The sequence below is a fragment of the Streptomyces sp. NBC_00829 genome (assembly GCF_045161795.1).
GTDB lineage: Bacteria > Actinomycetota > Actinomycetes > Streptomycetales > Streptomycetaceae > Streptomyces.
In genome coordinates this window covers 2,464,406-2,487,385 of sequence record NZ_CP108867.1, presented here as the reverse complement: position 1 = coordinate 2,487,385, position 22,980 = coordinate 2,464,406, and the positions used below count along the sequence as shown (strand labels likewise).

21 protein-coding genes and 1 tRNA gene are annotated in these 22,980 nt (G+C 69.0%); 21 read left to right on the top strand and 1 reads right to left on the bottom strand.

The window, feature by feature from the left end; translation table 11 throughout:
- Positions 1–397: 397 nt before the first annotated feature.
- Positions 398–469 (bottom strand) — tRNA-Arg (locus tag OG293_RS10230).
- 150 nt (positions 470–619) lie between these two features.
- On the opposite strand from OG293_RS10230, the gene OG293_RS10225 reads away from it, so the two are divergent.
- The 21 genes from OG293_RS10225 (at position 620) to atpA (ending at position 22,974) form a co-directional block, all read left to right on the top strand.
- Complete coding sequence (locus OG293_RS10225) at positions 620–1,102, top strand: response regulator (RefSeq protein WP_405998463.1); 483 nt, start codon at positions 620–622, stop codon at positions 1,100–1,102.
- 55 nt (positions 1,103–1,157) lie between these two features.
- Complete coding sequence (gene nrtL / locus OG293_RS10220) at positions 1,158–2,201, top strand: ArgS-related anticodon-binding protein NrtL (protein WP_405998462.1); 1,044 nt, start codon at positions 1,158–1,160, stop codon at positions 2,199–2,201.
- Between the two features lie 10 nt (positions 2,202–2,211).
- Positions 2,212–3,603: a diaminopimelate decarboxylase gene (gene lysA, locus OG293_RS10215; RefSeq protein WP_405998461.1), complete on the top strand. Its 1,392-nt coding sequence runs from the start codon at positions 2,212–2,214 to the stop codon at positions 3,601–3,603.
- A 99-nt stretch (positions 3,604–3,702) separates the two neighbouring features.
- A complete protein-coding gene (locus OG293_RS10210; RefSeq protein WP_406003551.1) occupies positions 3,703–4,992 on the top strand; it encodes a homoserine dehydrogenase in 1,290 nt (429 codons plus the stop codon).
- A 7-nt stretch (positions 4,993–4,999) separates the two neighbouring features.
- The gene (thrC, locus tag OG293_RS10205) at positions 5,000–6,070 is read left to right on the top strand and encodes a threonine synthase (RefSeq protein WP_405998460.1); all 1,071 of its coding nucleotides are present in this window, start codon (positions 5,000–5,002) and stop codon (positions 6,068–6,070) included.
- Positions 6,071–6,371: 301 nt separating this feature from the next.
- Positions 6,372–7,292, top strand: a complete 921-nt coding sequence (thrB, locus tag OG293_RS10200) for a homoserine kinase (protein WP_405998459.1) — start codon at positions 6,372–6,374, stop codon at positions 7,290–7,292.
- 381 nt (positions 7,293–7,673) lie between these two features.
- Positions 7,674–9,701, top strand: coding sequence for a transcription termination factor Rho (gene rho, locus OG293_RS10195; protein ID WP_405998458.1), 2,028 nt, complete (start codon positions 7,674–7,676; stop codon positions 9,699–9,701).
- Between the two features lie 295 nt (positions 9,702–9,996).
- Entirely contained in the window at positions 9,997–11,100 is a 1,104-nt protein-coding gene (locus OG293_RS10190; RefSeq protein WP_405998457.1) for an LCP family protein, read from the top strand.
- 166 nt (positions 11,101–11,266) lie between these two features.
- Positions 11,267–11,491 carry a 50S ribosomal protein L31 gene (gene rpmE / locus OG293_RS10185; RefSeq protein ID WP_355833260.1) on the top strand — a complete coding sequence of 75 codons (225 nt, stop codon included), beginning with the start codon at positions 11,267–11,269 and terminating at the stop codon, positions 11,489–11,491.
- A gap of 107 nt (positions 11,492–11,598) precedes the next feature.
- Complete coding sequence (prfA, locus tag OG293_RS10180; RefSeq protein ID WP_405998456.1) at positions 11,599–12,678, top strand: peptide chain release factor 1; 1,080 nt, start codon at positions 11,599–11,601, stop codon at positions 12,676–12,678.
- A 33-nt stretch (positions 12,679–12,711) separates the two neighbouring features.
- The gene (gene prmC / locus OG293_RS10175) at positions 12,712–13,593 is read left to right on the top strand and encodes a peptide chain release factor N(5)-glutamine methyltransferase (protein WP_405998455.1); all 882 of its coding nucleotides are present in this window, start codon (positions 12,712–12,714) and stop codon (positions 13,591–13,593) included.
- 28 nt (positions 13,594–13,621) lie between these two features.
- Positions 13,622–14,269, top strand: a complete 648-nt coding sequence (locus tag OG293_RS10170) for an L-threonylcarbamoyladenylate synthase (RefSeq protein WP_405998454.1) — start codon at positions 13,622–13,624, stop codon at positions 14,267–14,269.
- Positions 14,266–14,913 (top strand): protein-tyrosine-phosphatase, encoded by a 648-nt coding sequence (locus OG293_RS10165; RefSeq protein ID WP_405998453.1) that lies wholly within the window; start codon positions 14,266–14,268, stop codon positions 14,911–14,913. The genes OG293_RS10170 and OG293_RS10165 overlap by 4 nt, the downstream gene beginning before the upstream one ends.
- A gap of 158 nt (positions 14,914–15,071) precedes the next feature.
- A complete protein-coding gene (gene glyA, locus OG293_RS10160) occupies positions 15,072–16,343 on the top strand; it encodes a serine hydroxymethyltransferase (RefSeq protein ID WP_405998452.1) in 1,272 nt (423 codons plus the stop codon).
- A 106-nt stretch (positions 16,344–16,449) separates the two neighbouring features.
- Complete coding sequence (locus OG293_RS10155) at positions 16,450–17,787, top strand: MraY family glycosyltransferase (protein ID WP_405998451.1); 1,338 nt, start codon at positions 16,450–16,452, stop codon at positions 17,785–17,787.
- A gap of 261 nt (positions 17,788–18,048) precedes the next feature.
- The gene (locus OG293_RS10150; protein ID WP_405998450.1) at positions 18,049–18,486 is read left to right on the top strand and encodes a hypothetical protein; all 438 of its coding nucleotides are present in this window, start codon (positions 18,049–18,051) and stop codon (positions 18,484–18,486) included.
- Positions 18,487–18,711: 225 nt separating this feature from the next.
- Positions 18,712–19,539: a F0F1 ATP synthase subunit A gene (gene atpB / locus OG293_RS10145; RefSeq protein WP_405998449.1), complete on the top strand. Its 828-nt coding sequence runs from the start codon at positions 18,712–18,714 to the stop codon at positions 19,537–19,539.
- A gap of 73 nt (positions 19,540–19,612) precedes the next feature.
- Entirely contained in the window at positions 19,613–19,843 is a 231-nt protein-coding gene (atpE, locus tag OG293_RS10140) for an ATP synthase F0 subunit C (RefSeq protein ID WP_405998448.1), read from the top strand.
- A gap of 42 nt (positions 19,844–19,885) precedes the next feature.
- Positions 19,886–20,440 carry a F0F1 ATP synthase subunit B gene (locus OG293_RS10135; RefSeq protein WP_405998447.1) on the top strand — a complete coding sequence of 185 codons (555 nt, stop codon included), beginning with the start codon at positions 19,886–19,888 and terminating at the stop codon, positions 20,438–20,440.
- Complete coding sequence (locus OG293_RS10130; RefSeq protein ID WP_405998446.1) at positions 20,437–21,252, top strand: F0F1 ATP synthase subunit delta; 816 nt, start codon at positions 20,437–20,439, stop codon at positions 21,250–21,252. Before OG293_RS10135 ends, OG293_RS10130 begins: the two co-directional genes overlap by 4 nt.
- A 129-nt stretch (positions 21,253–21,381) precedes the next feature.
- Positions 21,382–22,974 carry a F0F1 ATP synthase subunit alpha gene (gene atpA, locus OG293_RS10125; RefSeq protein ID WP_405998445.1) on the top strand — a complete coding sequence of 531 codons (1,593 nt, stop codon included), beginning with the start codon at positions 21,382–21,384 and terminating at the stop codon, positions 22,972–22,974.
- Positions 22,975–22,980: the final 6 nt, after the last annotated feature.

The window sequence follows — 22,980 nt, the reverse complement described above, 5'->3', positions numbered from 1 at the left end:
AATGGCAGGCTGCAGGGCTCGTGGAACACTGGCCATCGTCGCTAAAAGGTAATCAATTACATGTCGGCGCCAATCGCGCCTTTGATCTGGGCGGCGGAATCTGCAACGACCGCGCCCCGATGGACATCTCCTCGACGACTATCGCTGACAATCGTGCAGGCCTTATGGGTGGCGGCATCGCCAGCCCTCGGTGTCGTCGGCGATCCGGGGGAGGGGATGGAGGAAGTGGAGTCGAGGCCCCGCCATTTGCGCGCAATTACATGGGTCGATGCCTCAAGATCCCGTCCACGCCTCCTCCACGGACCCCGACTTACGGCGGCATACGGCTGCACATACGCGAAGACCCCGTCCTCAGCTAAAGCGCTGATGGCGGGGTCTTTGGGCACCTCATACAGGGTGCCCCCGGCAGGATTCGAACCTGCGCACACGGCTCCGGAGGCCGTTGCTCTATCCCCTGAGCTACGGGGGCGTTCCGCCGCGTTATCGGCGGCGACGGGTAGAACCCTACCAGCTCCCAGACCCCTCCCGTGAACAGGTATTTCGCCCTCATCCCCGGTGGCCGTCCCGCCCCCTTCCGCGCCATCCGACGTCCCCCTCCCATCCCCCGCACGGGGTGGAAGTGGGCAAAACCCGGACGCAGCCCTGTCCGCCGACCTACTCTCGAGTTGTGTCAGGCGCGTCCGGCCGGGTGCTCGTTGTCGACGACAACAGGGTCATCAGGCAGCTGATCAGGGTCAATCTCGAGCTGGAGGGCTTCGAGGTCGTGACCGCGGCTGATGGTGCCGAGTGCCTGGAGGTTGTGCATCGGGTCTGTCCCGATGTCGTCACCCTCGATGTCGTGATGCCACGCCTCGACGGTCTGCGGACCGCCGCTCTCCTGCGGGACGATCCGCGGACCAGTCATCTGCCCGTCGCGATCATCTCCGCGTGCACGCAGTTCGAGGTCGACAGCGGTCTCGCCGCCGGTGTCGACGCGTTTCTCGCGAAGCCCTTCGAGCCGGCCGAGCTCGTGCGGCTCGTACGGCAGTTGATGCACCGGGAGGGTCCGCCGTCTGTCGACGGCAGGCATGGTGCCGGGCGGGCGGGGAGCACGCGCGGCTGACCGCATGGCGAAACCGGTTCGCGAAGGGCCCCCCTTCCTCCCATACGCTTGTCCCGTGACCCCCGCCGAGCTCTCTCGTACCGTGCTGCACGCAGTGTGCCGCGCGGTGGAGGACGGCGTGCTGCGGGCGCCCGTGCCCGAGAGCGTCAGTGTCGAACGGCCGCGGCCCGGGGGATGCGGGGACTACGCCACCGGTGTCGCCCTGCGGCTCGCCGGGCAGGCCGGGCAGCCCCCGCGTGCCGTCGCGGAGGAGCTGGGGCGGCGGATCGCCGGGAGTCCGGGGATCGCCGGGGTGGAGGTCACCGGGCCCGGTTTCCTCAACATCACCCTTGATCCGCAGGCGCAGCAGGACCTCGTACGGAAGGTGCTCCAGCGTGGCGACCGGTACGGCTGGGCCGGGCCGACCGGGAGCGTTGCGCAGATCAGCTGCCGGTCCGAGGTGCGGGCGGCCGTCACCGCCGATGTTCTCGGCCGGATCCTGGTCTCGCAGGGCACCCTCGCCCGGGTCACCTGCGAGGACGCCGCCGACCCGGCCTGGGCCGAGCTGGGTGTACGGATCGAGGCCGCCGACGCGCGCCAGAGGCTGCGGACCGATGTGACCCCGGTGCCCGCAGACGAGGACGCCGCCGCCCTGCTGCGGCGGCTCGGCGTCGATGCCGCCCGGTGGGGGCTCCTGTCCGCCGCCGCGCACGACCGGCCCCGGCTGGGGGACGAGCTCCTGGTGCAGCACGAGAGCAACCCCCTCTTCCGTATCCGGTACGCCTGCTCGCGGGCACGGGCCCTGACCCGCGGTGCCGCGCAGCTGAAGATCACCGCATCCGCCGAAGTGCCCGTCGACGCCCCGCTGCTCACCACCGCACTCGGCGACCACCCCGCCGTCCTCGCCTGTGCCGCCCGGCTCCGCGCGCCCGACCGGCTCGCCCGGCATCTGGAGAACACCGCAGACGCTCTGCTCGCCTTCCAGCACACCGTGCTGCCCTTGGGCGACGAGAAACCCATGGCCGCCCACCGTTCCCGGCTCGCGCTCGCCGAAGCCGCCGGGGTGGTGCTCGCAGGTGGCCTGTCCCTGCTCGGCATCAGCGCACCCGAATACCTGTGAGAGAGAAACGATGAGCCGTTCCGCACACCCCGCCGGGCCCCGTCACGCCGATGTCCTCACCGAGGGGCACTACACCGCCCCGCCCTCCGACCTGAACGTCCTCGACGAGAAGGTCTGGGCGAAGACCGTCACGCGGAACGACGACGGGACCGCGACCGTCGGCGGGATCGAAGTGACGCGGCTCGCCGAGGAGTTCGGCACCCCCGCCTACTTCCTCGACGAGGACGACTTCCGCACCCGCTGCCGCGCCTGGGCCGATGCCTTCGGCAAGGACGCGGACGTCTTCTACGCCGGCAAGGCCTTCCTCTCCCGGGCCGTGGTGAAGTGGCTCCACGAGGAGGGGCTCAACCTCGACGTCTGCTCCGGCGGCGAGCTCACCACCGCCCTCGACGCCGGGATGCCCGCCGACCGCATCGCCTTCCACGGGAACAACAAGTCCGCCGAGGAGATCGAGCGGGCCGTGGGCGCCGGGGTCGGCCGAATCGTCGTCGACTCCTTCCAGGAGATCGTCCGCGTCGCGCACACCGCCCAGAGCCTCGGAAGGCGCCAGCGCGTCCAGATCCGGGTCACGGTCGGCGTGGAGGCGCACACGCATGAATTCATCGCGACCGCGCACGAGGACCAGAAGTTCGGTATTCCGCTCGCGGGCGGGCAGGCCGCCGAGGCCGTGCGGCGCGCCCTCAGGCTCGACGGCCTCGAACTCATCGGCATCCACTCCCACATCGGGTCGCAGATCTTCGACACCTCCGGCTTCGAGGTCGCCGCCCACCGGGTGGTCCGGCTCCTCGCCGAGATCCGTGACGAGCACGGCATCGAGCTGCCCGAGATCGACCTCGGCGGCGGCCTCGGTATCGCGTACACCTCCGAGGACGACCCCCGCGAGCCGCACCACATCGCCAAGGCCCTCACCGAGATCGTCACCCGTGAGTGTGAGGCCGCCCGGCTGCGCACGCCCCGCATCTCCGTCGAGCCCGGCCGCGCGATCGTCGGGCCCACCGCCTTCACGCTGTACGAGGTCGGCACCATCAAGCCGCTCGAAGGGCTGCGTACCTACGTCAGCGTCGACGGCGGCATGTCGGACAACATCCGTACCGCCCTGTACGACGCCGAGTACAGCGTCGCGCTCGTCTCCCGCCGCTCCGACGCCGCCCCGATGCTCACGCGCGTCGTGGGCAAGCACTGCGAGAGCGGCGACATCGTGGTCAAGGACGCCTTCCTGCCCGCCGACCTGGCGCCGGGCGACCTGATCGCCGTGCCCGCGACCGGGGCGTACTGCCGCTCCATGGCCAGCAACTACAACCACGCGCTGCGCCCGCCCGTCGTCGCCGTCAGGGACGGTGAGGCGCGGGTGATCGTCCGGCGCGAGACCGAGGAAGATCTCCTGCGGCTCGATGTCGGCTGATGAAATTGCTGTCTCACTCACCGGACGGAGCATAGAAACTTCCGTCCGGTGAGTGAGACTGGTCCACACCGTAGAAGTAATGAGAAGCGAGGTCGGATGATGCGTACGCGTCCGCTGAAGGTGGCGCTGCTGGGCTGTGGAGTGGTCGGCTCAGAGGTGGCGCGCATCATGACGACGCACGCCGACGACCTCGCCGCGCGCATCGGCGCGCCGGTCGAGCTCGCCGGAGTCGCCGTGCGCCGGCCGTCGAAAGTACGTGAGGGCATCGACCCCGCGCTGATCACCACCGATGCGACCGCCCTCGTCAAACGCGGCGACATCGACGTCGTCATCGAGGTCATCGGCGGCATCGAGCCCGCCCGCGCGCTCATCACCTCTGCCTTCCAGCACGGCGCGTCGGTCGTCTCCGCCAACAAGGCGCTGCTAGCCGAGGACGGTGCGACGCTCTACGCCGCCGCCGAGGAGCACGGCAAGGACCTCTACTTCGAGGCCGCGGTCGCCGGCGCGATCCCGCTGATCAGGCCGCTGCGCGAGTCGCTCGCCGGTGACAAGGTCAACCGTGTGCTGGGCATCGTCAACGGCACGACGAACTTCATCCTCGACAAGATGGACAGCTCCGGGGCGGGCTACTCAGAGGCCCTCGACGAGGCCACCGCACTCGGATACGCCGAGGCCGACCCGACCGCCGATGTCGAGGGCTTCGACGCCGCCGCCAAGGCCGCCATCCTCGCCGGGATCGCCTTCCACACCCGCGTACGACTCGACGACGTCTACCGCGAGGGCCTCACCGAGGTCACCGCCGCCGACATCGCCTCCGCCAGGCGCATGGGCTGCACCGTCAAGCTTCTCGCCATCTGTGAGCGCGCGGCCGACGGCCGCTCGGTCACCGCCCGCGTCCACCCCGCGATGATCCCGCTCAGCCACCCGCTCGCCTCCGTGCGCGAGGCGTACAACGCCGTGTTCGTCGAGGCCGAGGCCGCCGGGCAGCTGATGTTCTACGGTCCCGGCGCGGGCGGCTCGCCCACCGCGTCGGCGGTCCTCGGCGACCTCGTCGCCGTCTGCCGCAATCTCCTCGCCGAGGCCACCGGCCCCGGCGAGTCCGCGTACACCCAGCTGCCCGTCAGCCCCATGGGCGACGTGGTGACGCGGTACCACATCAGCCTCGACGTGGCCGACAAGCCGGGCGTCCTCGCCCAGGTCGCGACGGTCTTCGCCGAGCACGGCGTATCGATCGACACGGTTCGCCAGCAGGGCAAGGACGGCGAGGCCTCCCTCGTCGTCGTCACCCACCGCGCGCCCGACGCGGCCCTCTCCGGGACCGTCGAGGCGCTGCGCAAGCTCGACACCGTGCGCGGTGTCGCCAGCATCATGCGTGTTGAAGGGGAGTAAGGGACCCATGACGACCAACGGCACCCACCAGTGGCGCGGCATCATCGAGGAGTACCGGGACCGTCTCCCGGTGACGGACACGACACCCGTCGTCACGCTCCGTGAGGGTGGCACGCCGCTGGTCCCGGCGCAGGTGCTCTCCGAGCGCACGGGCTGCGAGGTGCACCTCAAGGTCGAGGGCGCCAACCCCACCGGGTCCTTCAAGGACCGCGGCATGACCATGGCCATCACCCGGGCCAAGGAGGAGGGCGCGCAGGCGGTCATCTGCGCATCCACCGGCAACACCTCCGCCTCGGCCGCCGCCTATGCCGTACGGGCCGGAATGGTCTGCGCGGTCCTGGTGCCCCAGGGCAAGATCGCGCTCGGCAAGATGGGCCAGGCGCTGGTGTACGGTTCGAAGATCCTCCAGGTCGACGGGAACTTCGACGACTGCCTGAACCTCGCCAGGCGCCTGTCCGAGAACTACCCGGTGGCGCTGGTCAATTCCGTCAATCCGTACCGTATCGAGGGGCAGAAGACCGCCTCCTTCGAGATCGTCGACGCGCTCGGTGACGCCCCCGACATCCATGTGCTGCCCGTCGGCAACGCCGGCAACATCACGGCGTACTGGAAGGGCTACACCGAGTACGCCGCCGACAAGATGTCCACGCACACCCCCCGTATGTGGGGCTTCCAGGCGTCCGGCTCGGCCCCGATCGTGCGCGGCGAGGTCGTCAAGGACCCCTCGACCATCGCCACCGCGATCCGGATCGGCAACCCCGCCTCGTGGAAGCAGGCGCTCGCCGCGCGCGACGAGTCCGGCGGTTTCATCGACGAGGTGACGGACCGTGAGATCCTGCGCGCCTACCGGCTGTTGGCCTCGCAGGAGGGCGTCTTCGTCGAGCCCGCGTCCGCGGCGTCCGTCGCCGGTCTGCTGAAGGCCGCCGAGCAGGGCAAGGTCGACCCGGGCCAGCGGATCGTCTGCACCGTCACCGGCAACGGTCTGAAGGACCCGGACTGGGCGGTCGCCGGAGCGCCCCAGCCGGTCACCGTGCCGGTGGACGCGGCCGCGGCGGCCGAGCGGCTCGGCCTGGCGTGAAACCGCGGTGCCGCGGTGCGGCGGGAATCCGCCGCGTCCGCTGTCCGTGAGCCCGGTGGGTGTCCGTGAGCCCTGCGGAAGCAAGGCAAGCGGGACAACACCGTACGTAGGGGCACAGGAGGCCGGCGACACGCATCGTGCGCCTCCTGTGCGCCCTATGTCGCCGCTGAACCTTCCTTCGATAAGCTGTACCTGATCCCGCCCCGCCGCATATGCCGCGGTGTTGTTGCCGTTACGGCCCTCGGGTGTTCACACCTCTCGAAAAAACCTCGCAGTCAGAACCAAGGAGAGTCGTCGAGCGATGGCCGGTCCAGCGTTCCGCGCCGCCGCCGTCCGGGTGCGCGTCCCTGCCACCAGCGCCAATCTCGGGCCGGGCTTCGATGCCCTGGGCCTGTCCCTGGGGCTGTACGACGACGTCGTCGTGCGGGTCGCGGACTCCGGTCTGCACATCGACATCGCGGGTGAGGGCGCCACGACGCTGCCCCGCGATGAGAGCCATCTGCTCGTACGTGCCCTGCGTACGGCCTTCGACCTGCTCGGCGGGCAGCCACGCGGCCTCGAGGTCGTCTGTGCCAACCGCATCCCGCACGGGCGGGGCCTTGGGTCCTCCTCGGCGGCCATCTGCGCGGGCATCGTCGCCGCGCGCGCGGTGACCATAGGCGGCGACGCCAAGCTCGACGACGCGGCGCTGCTGGAGCTCGCCACCGAGATCGAGGGGCACCCCGACAATGTGGCCGCCTGTCTGCTCGGCGGCTTCACGCTCGCCTGGACCGACGGGGGAGCGGCGCGCGCGATCAGGATGGATCCTTCGGATTCCGTCGTTCCGGTGGTTTTCGTGCCGGGCAAGCCGGTGCTGACCGAGACGGCACGCGGGCTGCTCCCGCGCTCCGTCCCCCATGTGGACGCAGCCACCAACGCGGGTCGCGCCGCTCTGCTCGTCGAGGCCCTGACCAGGCGCCCTGAGCTGCTGCTTCCCGCCACGGAGGACCGGCTCCACCAGGAGTACCGGACCCCCGCCATGCCGCAGAGCATCGACCTGGTCAACCGACTGCGCGCCGAAGGCGTCCCCGCAGTCATCTCCGGCGCGGGCCCCACGGTGCTGGCGCTGGCCGACGACGGTGCGGCGGACAAGGTCGCACGGCTGGCGGGCGAGGGCTGGGCGGCCAACCGGCTCGGCTTCGACGCCGCGGGAGCGACTGTTCTGCCGCTCGCCCCGCAGTGACACGAGATTGCCGGTGATGGAGAGGGGGAATGTTTGTTGGAGCCGGTAGTGTTAACCTCAAGTCTGCAACCGACGTCTATGTGGCGCGGTGCTTCGTGTCCCCATCGGGGGCCAACATTCTTCCGGGAGCCTCCCCAACTGCCTGAGCAGCCTGCCTGAGCAGTTTCGCGCATGCTCCGGAACCGGCGCGACACCCCTCGCTTTTCCAGGAGTGGGCCGAGCAGGGGGATCTCGAGCCGGATCTTGCACTAAATCTCTTTCCGCCGTTCTATCCGGCGGGACCACCGCCCCGGCACGGTCCACATTCCAAGGACCGCCGTCGGACAGCACAACCGGTCGCCGAGCCAGAAGGCCGACGTCCGCTCCAGGGAAGGACCCTTCGTGAGCGACACCACCGATCTGATGGGCGTGACTGCCGACAACAGCGTCGACACCTCCGCGCCCGCCGCAGGTGCTGCCTCCGGCACCACCTCACGGCGCCGCCGCTCCGGCACCGGCCTCGAGGGCATGGTCCTGGCCGAGCTGCAGCAGGTCGCGTCCGGCCTCGGCATCAGAGGCACCGCGCGTATGCGCAAGAGCCAGCTGATCGAGGTCATCAAGGAGGCGCAGGCCGGAGGGTCGGCCGCGCCGAAGAGCGCCGAGACGGGCACCGGCGACGCCGAGACCAAGCCGAAGCGCCGCGCGACCTCCAAGGCGCGCACGGACGACGCCGCCGCTGCGGAGAAGGCCGAGAAGGCCGTCGCCCAGCAGCAGATCGACATTCCGGGCCAGCCGGCCAGCGACGACCAGCCGGCCGGTGAGCGCCGTCGTCGTCGGGCCACCGCGCAGGCGGGAAGCCCCGAGACGAAGGCCGAGGCCAAGGCCGAGACCGCCGTCGACGTCAAGACCGAGGCCCCCGACGCCAAGGCCGAGGCCGCCACCGCCGTCTCGGCACAGGACGGCGAGGGACGGCGTGACCGCCAGGAGCGCGGCCAGCGCGGCGAGCGTGGTGAGCGCGGAGGCGAGCGCGGCGACCGCCGTGAGCGTCAGCGCGACCGCGGCGAGCGTGGTGAGCGCGGCGGCCGTGGCAAGGGCGACGAGCAGCAGGGCGGCCAGCGCCAGCAGCGCCAGGGCGGCCCGCAGGGCGGCCAGGGAGCCGGCCCGCGCGCCGACGAGAACGACGACGACTTCGACGGCGGACGCCGCGGACGCCGTGGCCGCTACCGCGACCGTCGTGGGCGTCGTGGCCGTGACGACTTCGCCACCGACGTGCAGGTCTCCGAGGACGACGTCCTGATCCCCGTCGCGGGCATCCTGGACATCCTCGACAACTACGCGTTCATCCGTACGTCCGGCTACCTGCCGGGCCCGAACGACGTGTACGTCTCGCTCGCCCAGGTCCGCAAGAACGGTCTGCGCAAGGGTGACCACGTCACCGGTGCCGTCCGTCAGCCCAAGGAGGGCGAGCGCCGCGAGAAGTTCAACGCGCTCGTACGCCTCGACTCGGCGAACGGCATGGCGGCCGAATCCGGCCGTGGCCGCCCCGAGTTCAACAAGCTGACCCCGCTGTACCCCCAGGACCGCCTGCGTCTCGAGACCGACCCGGGCGTCCTCACGACCCGGATCATCGACCTCGTGTCGCCGATCGGCAAGGGCCAGCGAGGCCTGATCGTGGCTCCGCCGAAGACCGGCAAGACCATGATCCTTCAGGCGATCGCCAACGCGATCACGGTCAACAGCCCCGAGTGCCACCTGATGGTCGTCCTCGTCGACGAGCGTCCGGAAGAGGTCACCGACATGCAGCGGTCGGTGAAGGGCGAGGTCATCTCCTCGACCTTCGACCGCCCGGCCGAGGACCACACCACCGTCGCCGAGCTGGCCATCGAGCGCGCCAAGCGTCTCGTCGAGCTGGGTCACGACGTGGTCGTCCTGCTGGACTCGATCACCCGTCTGGGCCGTGCGTACAACCTCGCCGCCCCCGCTTCCGGGCGCATCCTGTCCGGTGGTGTCGACTCGACCGCGCTCTACCCGCCGAAGCGCTTCTTCGGCGCCGCGCGCAACATCGAGGACGGCGGCTCGCTGACCATCCTGGCCACCGCGCTGGTCGACACCGGATCGCGGATGGACGAGGTGATCTTCGAGGAGTTCAAGGGCACCGGCAACATGGAGCTCAAGCTCGACCGGAAGCTCTCGGACAAGCGCATCTTCCCGGCAGTGGACGTGGACGCGTCCAGCACCCGTAAGGAAGAGATCCTGCTCGGCAGCGACGAGCTCGCCATCACCTGGAAGCTGCGTCGCGTGCTGCACGCCCTCGACCAGCAGCAGGCGATCGAGCTGCTGCTCGACAAGATGAAGCAGACGAAGTCGAACGCCGAGTTCCTGCTCCAGATCCAGAAGACGACGCCGTCCGCCGGAAACGGCAACGACTGACGTCTCAGGGGATCTCAGGGCCGCGGCCGGGAGACCTTCGCCACAGCCGCAAGGCGTGACGTCGCTCCCGCGCCCGGACTCCCCGCTCGCCGAACTACCAGGCGAGAGTGGATAGTCAGGCCCGTACAGCAGCCCGTTGTGCCCATCGCGCCATGCGCGGTGGGCACAACGCGTTCTCAGGGAGTTCTCAGCCGCCTGTGCAACCCTTCCTCGTGCTTCACCGTCTGACAAAAGGACAAACCGCGCCTGAACTCGACGGCAGGGGGTAGCGGAACCAACGAGAGCCGAGGGGACGATGAGCGAACAGAGCAGCAGCGAAAGCCGAATACCCAGCCGGGGCAAGCGCCGCAGGGAGCGCAGCAGACGCCGCAAGGCACTGACCGTCGCAGCATGGTCGGCCGCGGTACTGGTGCTCGTCGGCGGCTCGGGTCTCGGCTACGCCTTCTTCAGGCTCAACGGCAACATCCAGGGCATCGACATCGACTCCGCGCTCACGGACCGTCCCAAGAACCTCGACAACGGTTCCATGGACATCCTGGTCCTCGGCTCCGACTCCCGGTCCGGCGCGAACAGCGAATACGGCCAGGACGAGGGCGCGGCCCGCTCGGACACCGCGATGGTCGTTCATGTCTACAAGGGCCGCAAGACGGCCAGTGTCGTCTCCATCCCCCGCGACACCCTCATCGACCGCCCGGAGTGCACCGACGAGAAGGGTGCTTCCGCCGCCGGTGAGAAGCGGGCCATGTTCAACACGGCGTACGAGGTCGGCGGCCCGGCCTGCGCGGTGAAGACCGTCGAGAAGATGTCCGGCATCCGCATGGACCACTACATCGAGGTCGACTTCACCGGTTTCAAGAAACTCATCGACAAGCTGGGTGGCGTGGAGATCACCACCACCAAGCCGATCGACGACGCCAAGAGTCATCTGGACCTCGCGCCGGGTACGCACACGCTCAACGGTGAGCAGTCGCTCGGACTCGTACGCACCCGAAAGAGCGTCGGCGACGGCAGTGACCTTGGCCGGATCCAGTTGCAGCAGGCGTTCATGAAGGCGTTCATCGAGCAGGTCAAGAGCGTGGGTGTGTTCACCAACCCCAAGAAGCTCTTCGATGTGGCCGACACCGCGACGAAGGCGATCACACCCGACTCCGAGCTCGAATCGGTCCCCGAGCTGATGGACTTCGCCCGGGGGCTGAGCGGCCTGGGCGCCAAGGACGTCCACATGATCACGATGCCGGTGGAGTACGACCAGGTCGACCCGAACCGGGTGATACCGATCAAGGCCGCCTCCCAGCAGGTCTGGACGGCACTGGGGCACGATCTGCCGGTCCCCGCCTCCGCGGTCAAGGATTCCGCAGGTGACAAGGGCGAGGCGGGCGCCATCGTCAAGGGCCGGTAGGCCGCAGGGGGCCCGGCGGCCGGCCGCTCGGCCCCCGGGAATAGTTCCGGCCACACCCCGGTTTTGGGAGATACGGCCGGTCCTGGCAGACTGGTACGTCGGCCCCGGTTCACGTACGAGCAATCCGCTCGTGCGACCCGGTGCCCTCCCGAAACTAGGAGACACCTTGAAGCGCGACATCCACCCCGAGTACGTCGAGACCCAGGTCAGCTGTACCTGTGGCGCGTCGTTCACCACTCGCAGCACCATCGACAGCGGCACCATCCGTGCCGAGGTCTGCTCCGAGTGCCACCCGTTCTACACGGGCAAGCAGAAGATCCTCGACACCGGTGGCCGTGTGGCCCGCTTCGAGGCCCGCTTCGGCAAGGCTGCCGGCTCCGCCAAGAAGTAGCGAGCCACTGCGCCGGCCCTCGGCCACCCCTGTCCGGGGTGGCCGAGGCCGGCGCTTTGTCCGTTCTGAGCAGCCCCCTTCGCGTACGAAATACCAGGAGCCCCCGAATGTTCGAGGCGGTCGAGGAACTGATCGGCGAACACGCCGATCTCGAGAAGAAGCTCGCCGACCCTTCGGTCCACACGGACCAGGCGAACGCGCGCAAGCTCAACAAGCGCTACGCCGAGCTGACCCCGATCGTGGGCACGTACCGCTCCTGGAAGCAGACCGGGGACGACATCTCCACCGCGCGTGAACTCGGCGCCGACGACCCGGACTTCGCCGCCGAGGTCAAGGTCCTGGAGAAGCAGCGCGAGGAGATCACCGAGAAGCTGCGGCTGCTGCTCGTGCCCCGCGACCCCAGCGACGACAAGGACGTCATCCTTGAGGTCAAGGCGGGCGCGGGCGGCGACGAGTCGGCGCTGTTCGCCGGCGACCTGCTGCGGATGTATCTGCGCTACGCGGAGCGCGTGGGCTGGAAGACCGAGATCATCGACGCCACCGAGTCCGAGCTGGGCGGCTACAAGGACGTCCAGGTCGCGGTGAAGACCAAGGGCGGCAACGGCGCCACGGAGCCCGGACAGGGCGTCTGGGCGCGGCTGAAGTACGAGGGCGGAGTGCACCGCGTGCAGCGCGTGCCCGCCACCGAGTCCCAGGGCCGTATCCACACCTCCGCCGCCGGTGTGCTGGTCACGCCCGAGGCCGAGGAGATCGACGTCGAGATCCACGCCAATGATCTGCGCATCGACGTCTACCGCTCCTCCGGGCCCGGCGGGCAGTCCGTCAACACCACCGACTCCGCGGTGCGCATCACGCATCTGCCGACCGGAATCGTCGCCTCCTGCCAGAACGAGAAGAGTCAGCTTCAGAACAAGGAGCAGGCAATGCGTATCCTGCGCTCCAGGCTGCTCGCGGCCGCGCAGGAGGAAGCGGAGAAGGAGGCCGCGGACGCCCGCCGCAGCCAGGTCCGCACGGTTGACCGGTCGGAGAAGATCCGTACGTACAACTTCCCGGAAAACCGCATCTCGGACCACCGAGTCGGCTTCAAGGCGTACAACTTGGACCAGGTGCTCGACGGGGACCTGGACCCGGTGATCCAGGCGTGCGTCGACGCCGACTCCGCCGCGAAGCTCGCCGCCGCCCAGTAAGCCCAGCACACCGCACCAGCCCGGAGGACCAGCGTGCAGCTATCTCCCGGGGGACGACCCCCGTCCCCCCGATCTGTGCTGCTTGCCGAGGTGGCGCAGGCCACCCAGCGGCTGGCCGACGCAGGCGTACCCTCACCGCGCTTCGACGCGGAGGAGCTCGCCGCGTTCGTCCACGGTGTGAAGCGGGGAGAGCTGCACAACGTCAAGGACACCGACTTCGACGCCCGCTACTGGGAGGCCGTGGCCCGCCGCGAGGCCCGTGAGCCGCTGCAGCACATCACCGGGCGCGTCTTCTTCCGCTATCTGGAGCTCCAGGTGGGGCCGGGGGTCTTCATCCCGCGCCCGGAGACCGAGTCGGTCGTCGGCTGGGCCATAGACGCCGTACGGGCGATGGATGTCGTCGAGCCGCTCATCGTCGACCTGTGCACGGGATCGGGCGCGATCGCGCTGGCCATGGCGCAGGAGGTGCCGCGCTCGCGTGTGCACGGCGTCGAGCTCTCCGAGGACGCGCTGAGATGGACCCGCAAGAACGCCGAGGGCTCGCGCGTCACCGTCCACCAGGGCGACGCGATGTCCGCCCTGCCGGAGCTGGACGGGCAGGTCGACCTGGTCATCTCCAATCCGCCGTACATCCCGCTCACGGAGTGGGAGTATGTCGCCCCCGAGGCACGCGACCACGACCCGGACATGGCTCTCTTCTCCGGTGAGGACGGCCTCGACACCATCCGTGGCATCGAGCGCACGGCGCACCGGCTGCTGCGGCCCGGCGGCCTTGTCGTCATCGAGCATGCGGACACGCAGGGCGGCCAGGTGCCGTGGATCTTCAGTGAAGAGGCCGGCTGGGCGGACGCGGCCGACCACCCCGACCTGAACAAGCGGCCGCGCTTCGCGACCGCGCGCAAGGCAACGCCATGACCACGTTTGTGTACGAGGAGGCCCGCTGATGGCTCGGCGATACGACTGCAACGACGCGACGGATCGCATCACCGGTCTGCGTGAAGCCGCATCCGCCGTCCGACGCGGCGAGCTGGTCGTGCTGCCCACCGACACCGTGTACGGCATCGGTGCGGACGCCTTCGGCTCCGAGGCCGTCGCCGACCTGCTGGCGGCCAAGGGGCGTGGCCGCCATATGCCCACGCCCGTCCTCATCGGCTCCCCGAACACCCTGCACGGCCTGGTCACCGACTTCTCCGAGCAGGCGTGGGAGCTCGTCGACGCCTTCTGGCCGGGTGCGCTGACGCTTGTCGCCAAGCACCAGCCCTCGCTCCAGTGGGACCTCGGGGACACCCGTGGCACGGTCGCGATCCGGATGCCGCTGCACCCGGTCGCGATCGAGCTGCTCACCGAGGTCGGCCCGATGGCGGTCTCCAGCGCCAACCTGACCGGGCACCCCGCGCCGGAGGACTGCGACGCCGCCCAGGAGATGCTCGGCGACTCCGTATCGGTCTACCTCGACGGCGGCCCGACCCCGGGCAACGTCCCGTCCTCGATCGTCGATGTCACGGGCAAGGTGCCGGTGCTGCTGCGCGAGGGCGCGCTCTCGCCGGACGAACTGCGCAAAGTCGTACCCGACCTCGAGGTGGCCAGTTGACCGCCCCTGAGGGGCGTGGCATAGCGGAATCCGTCGGCAGCAACTGCACTTTCCGCATCCTCCACGTCAGCACCGGAAACGTGTGCCGCTCGCCGATCACCGAGCGGCTGACGCGGCATGCCCTGAGCGACCGCCTCGGCGACCCGCTCACGGGCGGCGTGATCGTGGAGAGCGCGGGCACCTGGGGCCACGAGGGCGCCCCGATGGAGGCCAACGCGGAGATCGTCCTGGCCGACTTCGGTGCGGACGCCAGCGGCTTCGTGGGGCGCGAACTGCTCGACGAGCATGTGATCCGGGCAGACCTGGTCCTGACGGCGACCAGGGACCACCGGGCGCAGGTGATCTCGATGGGCCACTCGGCGGGCCTGCGCACCTTCACGCTCAAGGAGTTCACGCGTCTGGTGCGCGCGATAGACCCGGCAACGTTGCCGGACCCGCGTGAGGGCGTCGTGGAGCGCGCTCGCGCGCTCGTGCGGGCGGCGGCTGCGCTGCGCGGATGGCTGCTGGCGCCGAGCCCGGACGCGGACGAGGTGTACGACCCGTACGGCGCACCGATCACCTTCTTCCGGTCGATCGGGGACGAGATCAATCAGGCGCTGGATCCGGTGGTCACGGCGCTGACGGGCGTACCCGCGCGGCAGTAGGGCCGCGCCCCGGCCCCCTGCCCCCGGGCTCCGTGCCGCCGGACCGGCGGGCTCGACGAGCCCGCCGACGAGATGACCGGGCGGCCGTTGTACCGGGCGCGGGGGCGGTGCCCGGCCTACATTGGAGGCGTCACCCCACGCGAGGCCCGGAGCACACGATGTCGGTCACCGCCGCACCAGACGCCTTCCGCATCACCCACCCCGGCGGGGACTTCGACGCCCTGCGCCGCCAGGACCCCCAGATCGCCGAGGTGATCCTCGGGGAGCTGGGCCGGCAGAGCGACAGCCTCCAGCTCATCGCGGCGGAGAACTTCACCTCGCCCGCGGTCCTCGCGGCCCTCGGCTCCCCACTCGCCAACAAGTACGCCGAGGGCTACCCCGGCGCCCGTCACCACGGTGGCTGCGAGCTGGTCGACGCCGCCGAGCGGATCGCCGTCGAGCGCGCCACCGCCCTGTTCGGCGCCGAGCACGCCAATGTGCAGTCGCACTCCGGCTCCTCCGCCGTCCTGGCGGCGTACGCGGCCCTCCTCAAGCCCGGTGACACGGTGCTTGCGATGGGGCTCTCGTACGGCGGTCATCTCACCCATGGCTCGCCCGCCAACTTCTCGGGACGCTGGTTCGACTTCGTCGGGTACGGCATCGACCCCGACACCGGCCTCATCGACTACGAGCAGGTCCGCACCCTGGCACGCCACCACAGGCCCAAGGCCGTCGTCTGCGGTTCGATCTCCTACCCCCGTCACCCCGACTACGCCGTCTTCCGCGAGATCGCCGATGACGTCGGTGCGTATCTGATCGCCGACGCGGCGCATCCGATGGGCCTGATCGCGGGCGGCGCGGCCCCCAGCCCCGTCCCGTACGCCGATGTGGTGTGCGCCACTACCCACAAGGTGCTGCGCGGACCGCGCGGCGGAATGATCCTGTGCGGATCCGAGCTCGCGGAGCGTATCGACCGGGCGGTGTTCCCCTTCACCCAGGGCGGTGCCCAGATGCACACGATCGCGGCCAAGGCCGTCGCCTTCGGGGAGGCGGCAACCCCCGCGTTCGCGGCGTACGCCCGTCAGGTGGTCGCCAATGCGCGCGTGCTCGCCGACGGGCTCGAGGCCGAGGGCTTCGCGGTGCTGACCGGGGGCACGGACACCCACCTGATCAGCGCGGATCCCGCTCCGCTGGGTGTGGACGGCAAGGCGGCCCGTGGCCGTCTGGCCGCGGCCGGACTGGTCCTGGACACCTGCGCGCTGCCCTACGGGGACGGGCGCGGCATCCGGCTCGGCACCGCGGCCCTGACCACCCAGGGCATGGGCGAGCCCGAAATGGCGCGCATCGCCGCGTTGTTCACAGCGGCGATGCGCGACGAGGGCGAGGAAGCGCGCACCGTCCGTGCGGAAGTGCGTGAGCTGGCCGGTAGATTTCCCCCTTATCCGGGGTAGCCGCGTAGCAGTGCAACCATCCCCGTCGCCCATATGTCCTCAAGCATGTGGCTACCAGAGCTAGGGTGTGGGGCTGAGATGGCCAGCGATTCCTGTGGGGCAGCCCGTGCGTGATTACCTGCTGACGCTCTGTGTCACGGCTGCGGTGACCTATCTGCTGACCGGTCCGGTGCGCAAGTTCGCCATCGCGACCGGAGCGATGCCGGAGATCCGTGCCCGCGACGTACACCGAGAGCCGACACCGAGACTCGGCGGCATCGCCATGTTCTTCGGCCTGTGCGCCGGTCTGCTGGTCGCCGACCATCTGCAGAACCTGAACAGCGTCTTCGAGCTGTCCAACGAACCGCGCGCGCTGCTCTCCGGCGCCGCCCTGATCTGGATCATCGGTGTCCTGGACGACAAGTTCGAGATCGACGCCCTGATCAAGCTCGGCGGCCAGATGATCGCCGCGGGTGTGATGGTGATACAGGGTCTGACGATCCTGTGGATCCCGGTCCCCGGTGTCGGCACGGTCTCGCTCACCCAGTGGCAGGGAACCCTGCTGACCGTCGCGCTCGTCGTCATCACGATCAACGCCGTGAACTTCGTCGACGGTCTGGACGGCCTCGCGGCCGGCATGGTCTGCCTCGCCGCCGCGGCGTTCTTCCTGTACGCGTACCGGATCTGGTTCAGCTACGGCATCGAGGCGGCCGCCCCCGCGACCCTGTTCACCGCGATCCTGATGGGCATGTGCCTGGGCTTCCTGCCGCACAACATGCACCCCGCCCGTATCTTCATGGGCGACTCGGGCTCGATGCTGATCGGTCTGGTGCTCGCCGCGGCGGCGATCTCGGTGACCGGCCAGGTGGACCCCGACGCCCTGAAGATCTTCGAGGGCAGCACCCGTCAGGCCACGCACGCGGCCCTTCCGGTCTTCATCCCGCTGCTGCTGCCGCTGACGATCATCGCCATCCCGGTCGCCGACCTGTTGCTCGCGATCGTCCGCCGCACCTGGAACGGACAGTCGCCCTTCGCCGCCGACCGCGGCCACCTGCACCACCGGCTCCTGGAGATCGGACATTCGCACAGCCGCGCCGTGCTGATCATGTACTTCTGGTCGGCGCTGATCGCCTTCGGTGTGGTCGCGTACTCCGTGCACTCGGCGTCGATGTGGATCGTGCTGCTCGTCGTCGCGCTGAGCACGGTCGGCCTGGTGCTTCTGCTGCTGCCGCGCTTCACCCCCCGCGCGCCCCTCTGGGCCCAGTCCTTCGTCCCGCCGCGCTACCGGCGCCGCACGGTGCTGTCCGAGGCGGCTGCGCCGGCGACGGCCGCGTACGAGACGCCTCAGAGCGAGCCCGAGGAGCGCACTGCGGTCACGGTCGGGGTCAACGGCGTCAACGGAGCGACCGCCATCGGCCCCCGTTCGCGGTTCCCGGACCGGAGGAAGGCCGGAACGCGCGGATGACGAGTCCCCATATGGGCGCCTAATACCAGACATAGTCATGGCTTGTCTTGCACACACGGGCGCATTCACTCTCATGTGTGACGGTGGGCACACCTCTAGGTAAAGACCTCATCAAATAGTTTGTGATATCGTTCACGAAACCCGGCGACAGAGCCGAAGGGCCGTACTGCGACGGCTCCTTGGCGCGAGGAACGATCTCGCTCCGGGCCTACGCTCGTCCATGACGACACTCATGCCCCCACCACCTGCGGAGCTGCCGCCATGCGGTCCAATGACGCCCGAACACTGCTTCACGCTGCCCTGCCCACCGCTTGCGCCGGCGTTCTCGCCGCTGTGATCAGCGGTGTGGTCGTGGGCGGCAAAGGAGTGGTGGGCGCCCTTGTCGCGACGGTGATTGTGATTCTCTTCATGGGAATCGGCCTCGTGGTGCTCCAGCGGACGGCCAGGTCGCTTCCGCACCTGTTCCAGGCCATGGGGCTGATGCTCTACACGGCGCAGATTCTGCTGCTGTTCGTCTTTGTCGCCGCATTCAAGAACACGACGCTGTTCAACCCCAAGGCCTTCGCGATCACGTTGGTCGCGACGACCCTCGTCTGGATCGCCGCTCAGACCCGTGCCCACATGAAAGCCAAGCTGCTTTACGTCGAACCCGAGTCCTCGAAGAGCGACAAGCCCGAGAACAAGGGGTCGTCGTCGTGAGGGGTAGGGCCGGTATAAGCGCGCGTTCGCGATCCTGCTATCGTCCGGTGCCAACTGCGGCACTGCGGGCGCGGGCATCTGAGCTGACGCCTGCTCATTCGCGAGGCTCCATGCCTGCCAGCCGCCCCCACATCCGTAACACCAGTCCAGTGCCGAACCGCGGCTGCGCGCCGCGCCGACACAACGAGGTTGCCGTACCTATGCGCCACGCTGAAGGAGCCCGCGGTGAGTGCTGACCCGACGACGGTGCTCGCCTTCGAGACCGACTGCCACATCTTCGATGCCGATGGGTGTGGATTCCCGGCTCCGGGCCTGCACTCGTTCCTCTTCGAGCCGATCTTCGGCGACGCGGACAGCAACGTCTACTTCAACAAGACGATGCTGCTGGCCCTGCTCGGCACGGTCATCATCGTGGGTTTCTTCTGGGCTGCCTTCCGTAAGCCGAAGGTCGTTCCGGGCAAGCTCCAGATGGTCGCCGAGACCGGGTACGACTTCGTGCGCCGCGGGATCGTCTACGAGGTCATCGGCAAGAAGGACGGCGAGAAGTACGTCCCGCTGATGGTCTCGCTGTTCTTCTTCGTCTGGATGATGAACCTCTGGTCGATCATTCCGCTCGCCCAGTTCCCGGTGACCGCGATCATCGCCTACCCGGCGATTCTTGCGGCCATCGTCTATGTCATCTGGATGAGCCTGACCTTCAAGACCCACGGTTTTGTCGGCGGCTTCAAGAACCTGACCGGCTACGACAAGTCGCTCGGTGCGGTTCTGCCGATGGTCATGGTCATCGAGTTCTTCTCGAACGTCCTGGTCCGCCCCTTCACCCACGCGGTCCGACTCTTCGCGAACATGTTCGCGGGACACACGCTCCTGCTGCTGTTCACGATCGCCAGCTGGTACCTGCTGAACGGCATCGGCATCGCGTACGCGAGCGTCTCGTTCGTGATGGTCCTGGTGATGACCCTCTTCGAGCTTTTCATCCAAGCGGTTCAGGCATACGTCTTCGTGCTCCTGGCCTGCAGCTTCATCCAGGGCGCGCTCGCCAAGCACCACTGACCGCCCACCCCTGAACCCATAGTCGTCCGGTGGCCAACCCCCACCGGTCCGTGAAAGAGAAGGAAGAACTGGCATGTCCCAGACCCTTGCTGCCGTCAGCGGCTCCCTCGGCTCCATCGGTTACGGCCTCGCCGCCATCGGCCCCGGCGTCGGCGTCGGCATCATCTTCGGTAACGGCACCCAGGCTCTTGCTCGTCAGCCCGAGGCGGCCGGTCTGATCCGCCAGAACCAGATTCTCGGCTTCGCCTTCTGTGAGGCGCTCGCCCTGATCGGTCTGGTCATGCCGTTCGTCTACGGCCAGTGATCTTCGGATCCTCGACCAGCCAACTAGACGAAAGGCACTGATGTGAACCCCCTGGTTCAGCTCGCGGCCGAGGAGGCGGAAAACCCCCTCGTCCCGCCGATTCCAGAGCTTGTCATCGGCCTGATCGCCTTCGTCATCGTCTTCGGCTTCCTCGCCAAGAAGCTCCTCCCGAACATCAACAAGGTTCTGGAGCAGCGTCGAGAGGCCATCGAGGGTGGCATCGAGAAGGCCGACGCGGCCAAGATCGAAGCCGAGAGCGTTCTTGAGCAGTACAAGGCTCAGCTCGCCGAGGCCCGCCACGAGGCCGCTCGCATGCGCCAGGAGGCGACCGAGCAGGGCACCGCGATCATCCAGGAGATGAAGGCGGAAGGCCAGCGGCAGCGTGAGGAGATCATCGCTGCCGGTCACGCCCAGATCGAAGCCGACCGCAAGGCTGCGGCCGCGGCGCTGCGTCAGGACGTCGGCACGCTCGCGGTCGAACTGGCCGGAAAGCTCGTCGGTGAGTCCCTCGAGGACCAGGCCCGGCAGAGCCGGACCGTCGACCGCTTCCTCGACGCTCTCGAGGACGGCGCTTCGAAGGCCGAGGCCACGCGATGAACGGAGCGAGCCGCGAGGCGCTGGCTGCCGCACGCGAGTCCCTTGACGCGCTGACCGACAACACGTCGGTCGACGTGGCAAAGCTCGCCGAGGAGCTGGCCGCCGTCACCGCGCTGCTCGACCGTGAGGTCTCGCTGCGTCGGGTCCTGACCGACCCGGCGCAGGCCGGCGAGGCCAAGGCCGAGCTGGCGCGACGCCTGCTGAGCGGTCAGGTGGGCGGCGAGACCGTCGACCTGATCTCCGGCATGGTGCGCTCTCGCTGGTCGCGGTCGCGTGACCTGGTCGACGCGGCCGAGGAACTGGCGGCCACCGCCGACCTCACCGTGGCGCAGCGAGCCGGCGCGCTCGACGATGTCGAGGACGAGCTGTTCCGCTTCGGCCGGATCGTCGAGTCCAGCACCGAGCTGCGGTCCGCGCTGACCGACAAGTCGGCTCCGGCCTCCGCCAAGGGCGAGCTGCTGCGCAGCCTGCTGGGCGGGAAGGCCAATCCGGTCACCGAGCGTCTGGTCGTCCGTCTTGTGACCCAGCCCCGGGGACGTAGCCTGGAGGCGGGACTCGACTCCCTGTCCAAGCTCGCCGCGGCGCGCCGGAACCGGATGGTCGCCGTCGTCACCTCGGCGGTGCCGTTGTCCGACCAGCACAAGCAGCGCCTCGGCGCCGCGCTGGCGAGGATCTACGGCCGCGAGATGCACCTCAACCTCGACGTGGACCCCGAGGTCCTCGGCGGGATCTCGGTGCGCGTCGGTGACGAGGTCGTCAACGGCACGATCGCGGAGCGTCTCGAAGAGGCGTCACGCCGCATCGCCGGCTGACCGCCGGCAACAGAACACAGCAGTACGAGCGGCCCGGTTGGGCCGTGCAGAGATTGCAGAAGATTCCTGGGGGTCGCCCCCAGACCCCTTAAGAAACTTCGGGCCCAACAAGGAGAGCAGGGAACCCAGATGGCGGAGCTCACGATCCGGCCGGAGGAGATCCGGGACGCGCTGGAGAACTTTGTCCAGTCGTACCAGCCGGACGCGGCCTCGCGCGAGGAGGTCGGTACGGTCAGCGTTGCCGGCGACGGCATCGCAAAGGTCGAGGGTCTGCCCTCGGCCATGGCGAACGAGCTGCTGCGGTTCGAGGACGGCACCCTCGGTCTCGCCCTCAACCTCGAGGAGCGCGAGATCGGTGCGATCGTCCTCGGCGAGTTCAGCGGTATCGAGGAGGGCCAGCCGGTGCAGCGCACCGGTGAGGTTCTCTCCGTCGGCGTCGGCGAGGGCTACCTCGGCCGTGTTGTCGACCCGCTCGGCAACCCGATCGACGGCCTCGGCGAGATCGAGACCGACGGACGCCGCGCCCTGGAGCTGCAGGCCCCGGGCGTCATGGTCCGTAAGTCGGTGCACGAGCCGATGCAGACCGGCTACAAGGCTGTCGACGCCATGGTGCCGATCGGCCGCGGCCAGCGTCAGCTGATCATTGGTGACCGTCAGACCGGCAAGACCGCTCTGGCCGTCGACACGATCATCAACCAGCGCGACAACTGGCGCTCGGGCGACGTGAACAAGCAGGTGCGCTGCATCTACGTAGCCATCGGCCAGAAGGGCTCCACCATCGCCTCCGTGCGCGGTGCCCTCGAAGAGGCCGGCGCGCTCGAGTACACGACCATCGTCGCCGCCCCGGCGTCCGACCCGGCCGGCTTCAAGTACCTGGCGCCCTACACCGGTTCTGCCATCGGCCAGCACTGGATGTACGCCGGCAAGCACGTCCTGATCATCTTCGACGACCTGTCGAAGCAGGCCGACGCCTACCGCGCCGTTTCGCTGCTGCTGCGCCGCCCGCCGGGCCGTGAGGCCTACCCGGGTGACGTCTTCTACCTGCACTCGCGCCTCCTCGAGCGCTGCGCGAAGCTGTCCGACGACATGGGCGCGGGTTCGATGACGGGCCTCCCGATCGTCGAGACCAAGGCGAACGACGTGTCGGCGTTCATCCCGACCAACGTCATCTCCATCACCGACGGCCAGTGCTTCCTGGAGTCCGACCTGTTCAACGCCGGCCAGCGTCCGGCCCTGAACGTCGGTATCTCGGTCTCCCGTGTGGGTGGTTCCGCCCAGCACAAGGCCATGAAGCAGGTTTCCGGCCGTCTGCGTGTGGACCTCGCCCAGTTCCGTGAGCTGGAGGCGTTCGCCGCCTTCGGTTCCGACCTGGACGCGGCCTCCAAGGCGCAGATGGAGCGCGGCAAGCGGATGGTCGAGCTGCTCAAGCAGGCTCAGTACCAGCCCATGCCCGTCGAGGAGCAGGTCGTCTCCGTCTGGGCCGGCACCACCGGCAAGATGGACGACGTCCCGGTCCAGGACATCCGCCGATTCGAGGCCGAGCTGCTCGAGCACCTGCGCCGTGAGCGCAAGGAGCTGCTGACCAGCATCGCCGAGGGCGGCAAGATGTCGGACGACACCCTTCAGGCAATCGGCGACGCGATCGCCGCCTTCAAGCGTCAGTTCGAGACCTCGGACGGCAAGCTTCTGGGCGAAGACGCGCCGGTCGGCACGGCCAAGTGACGACGG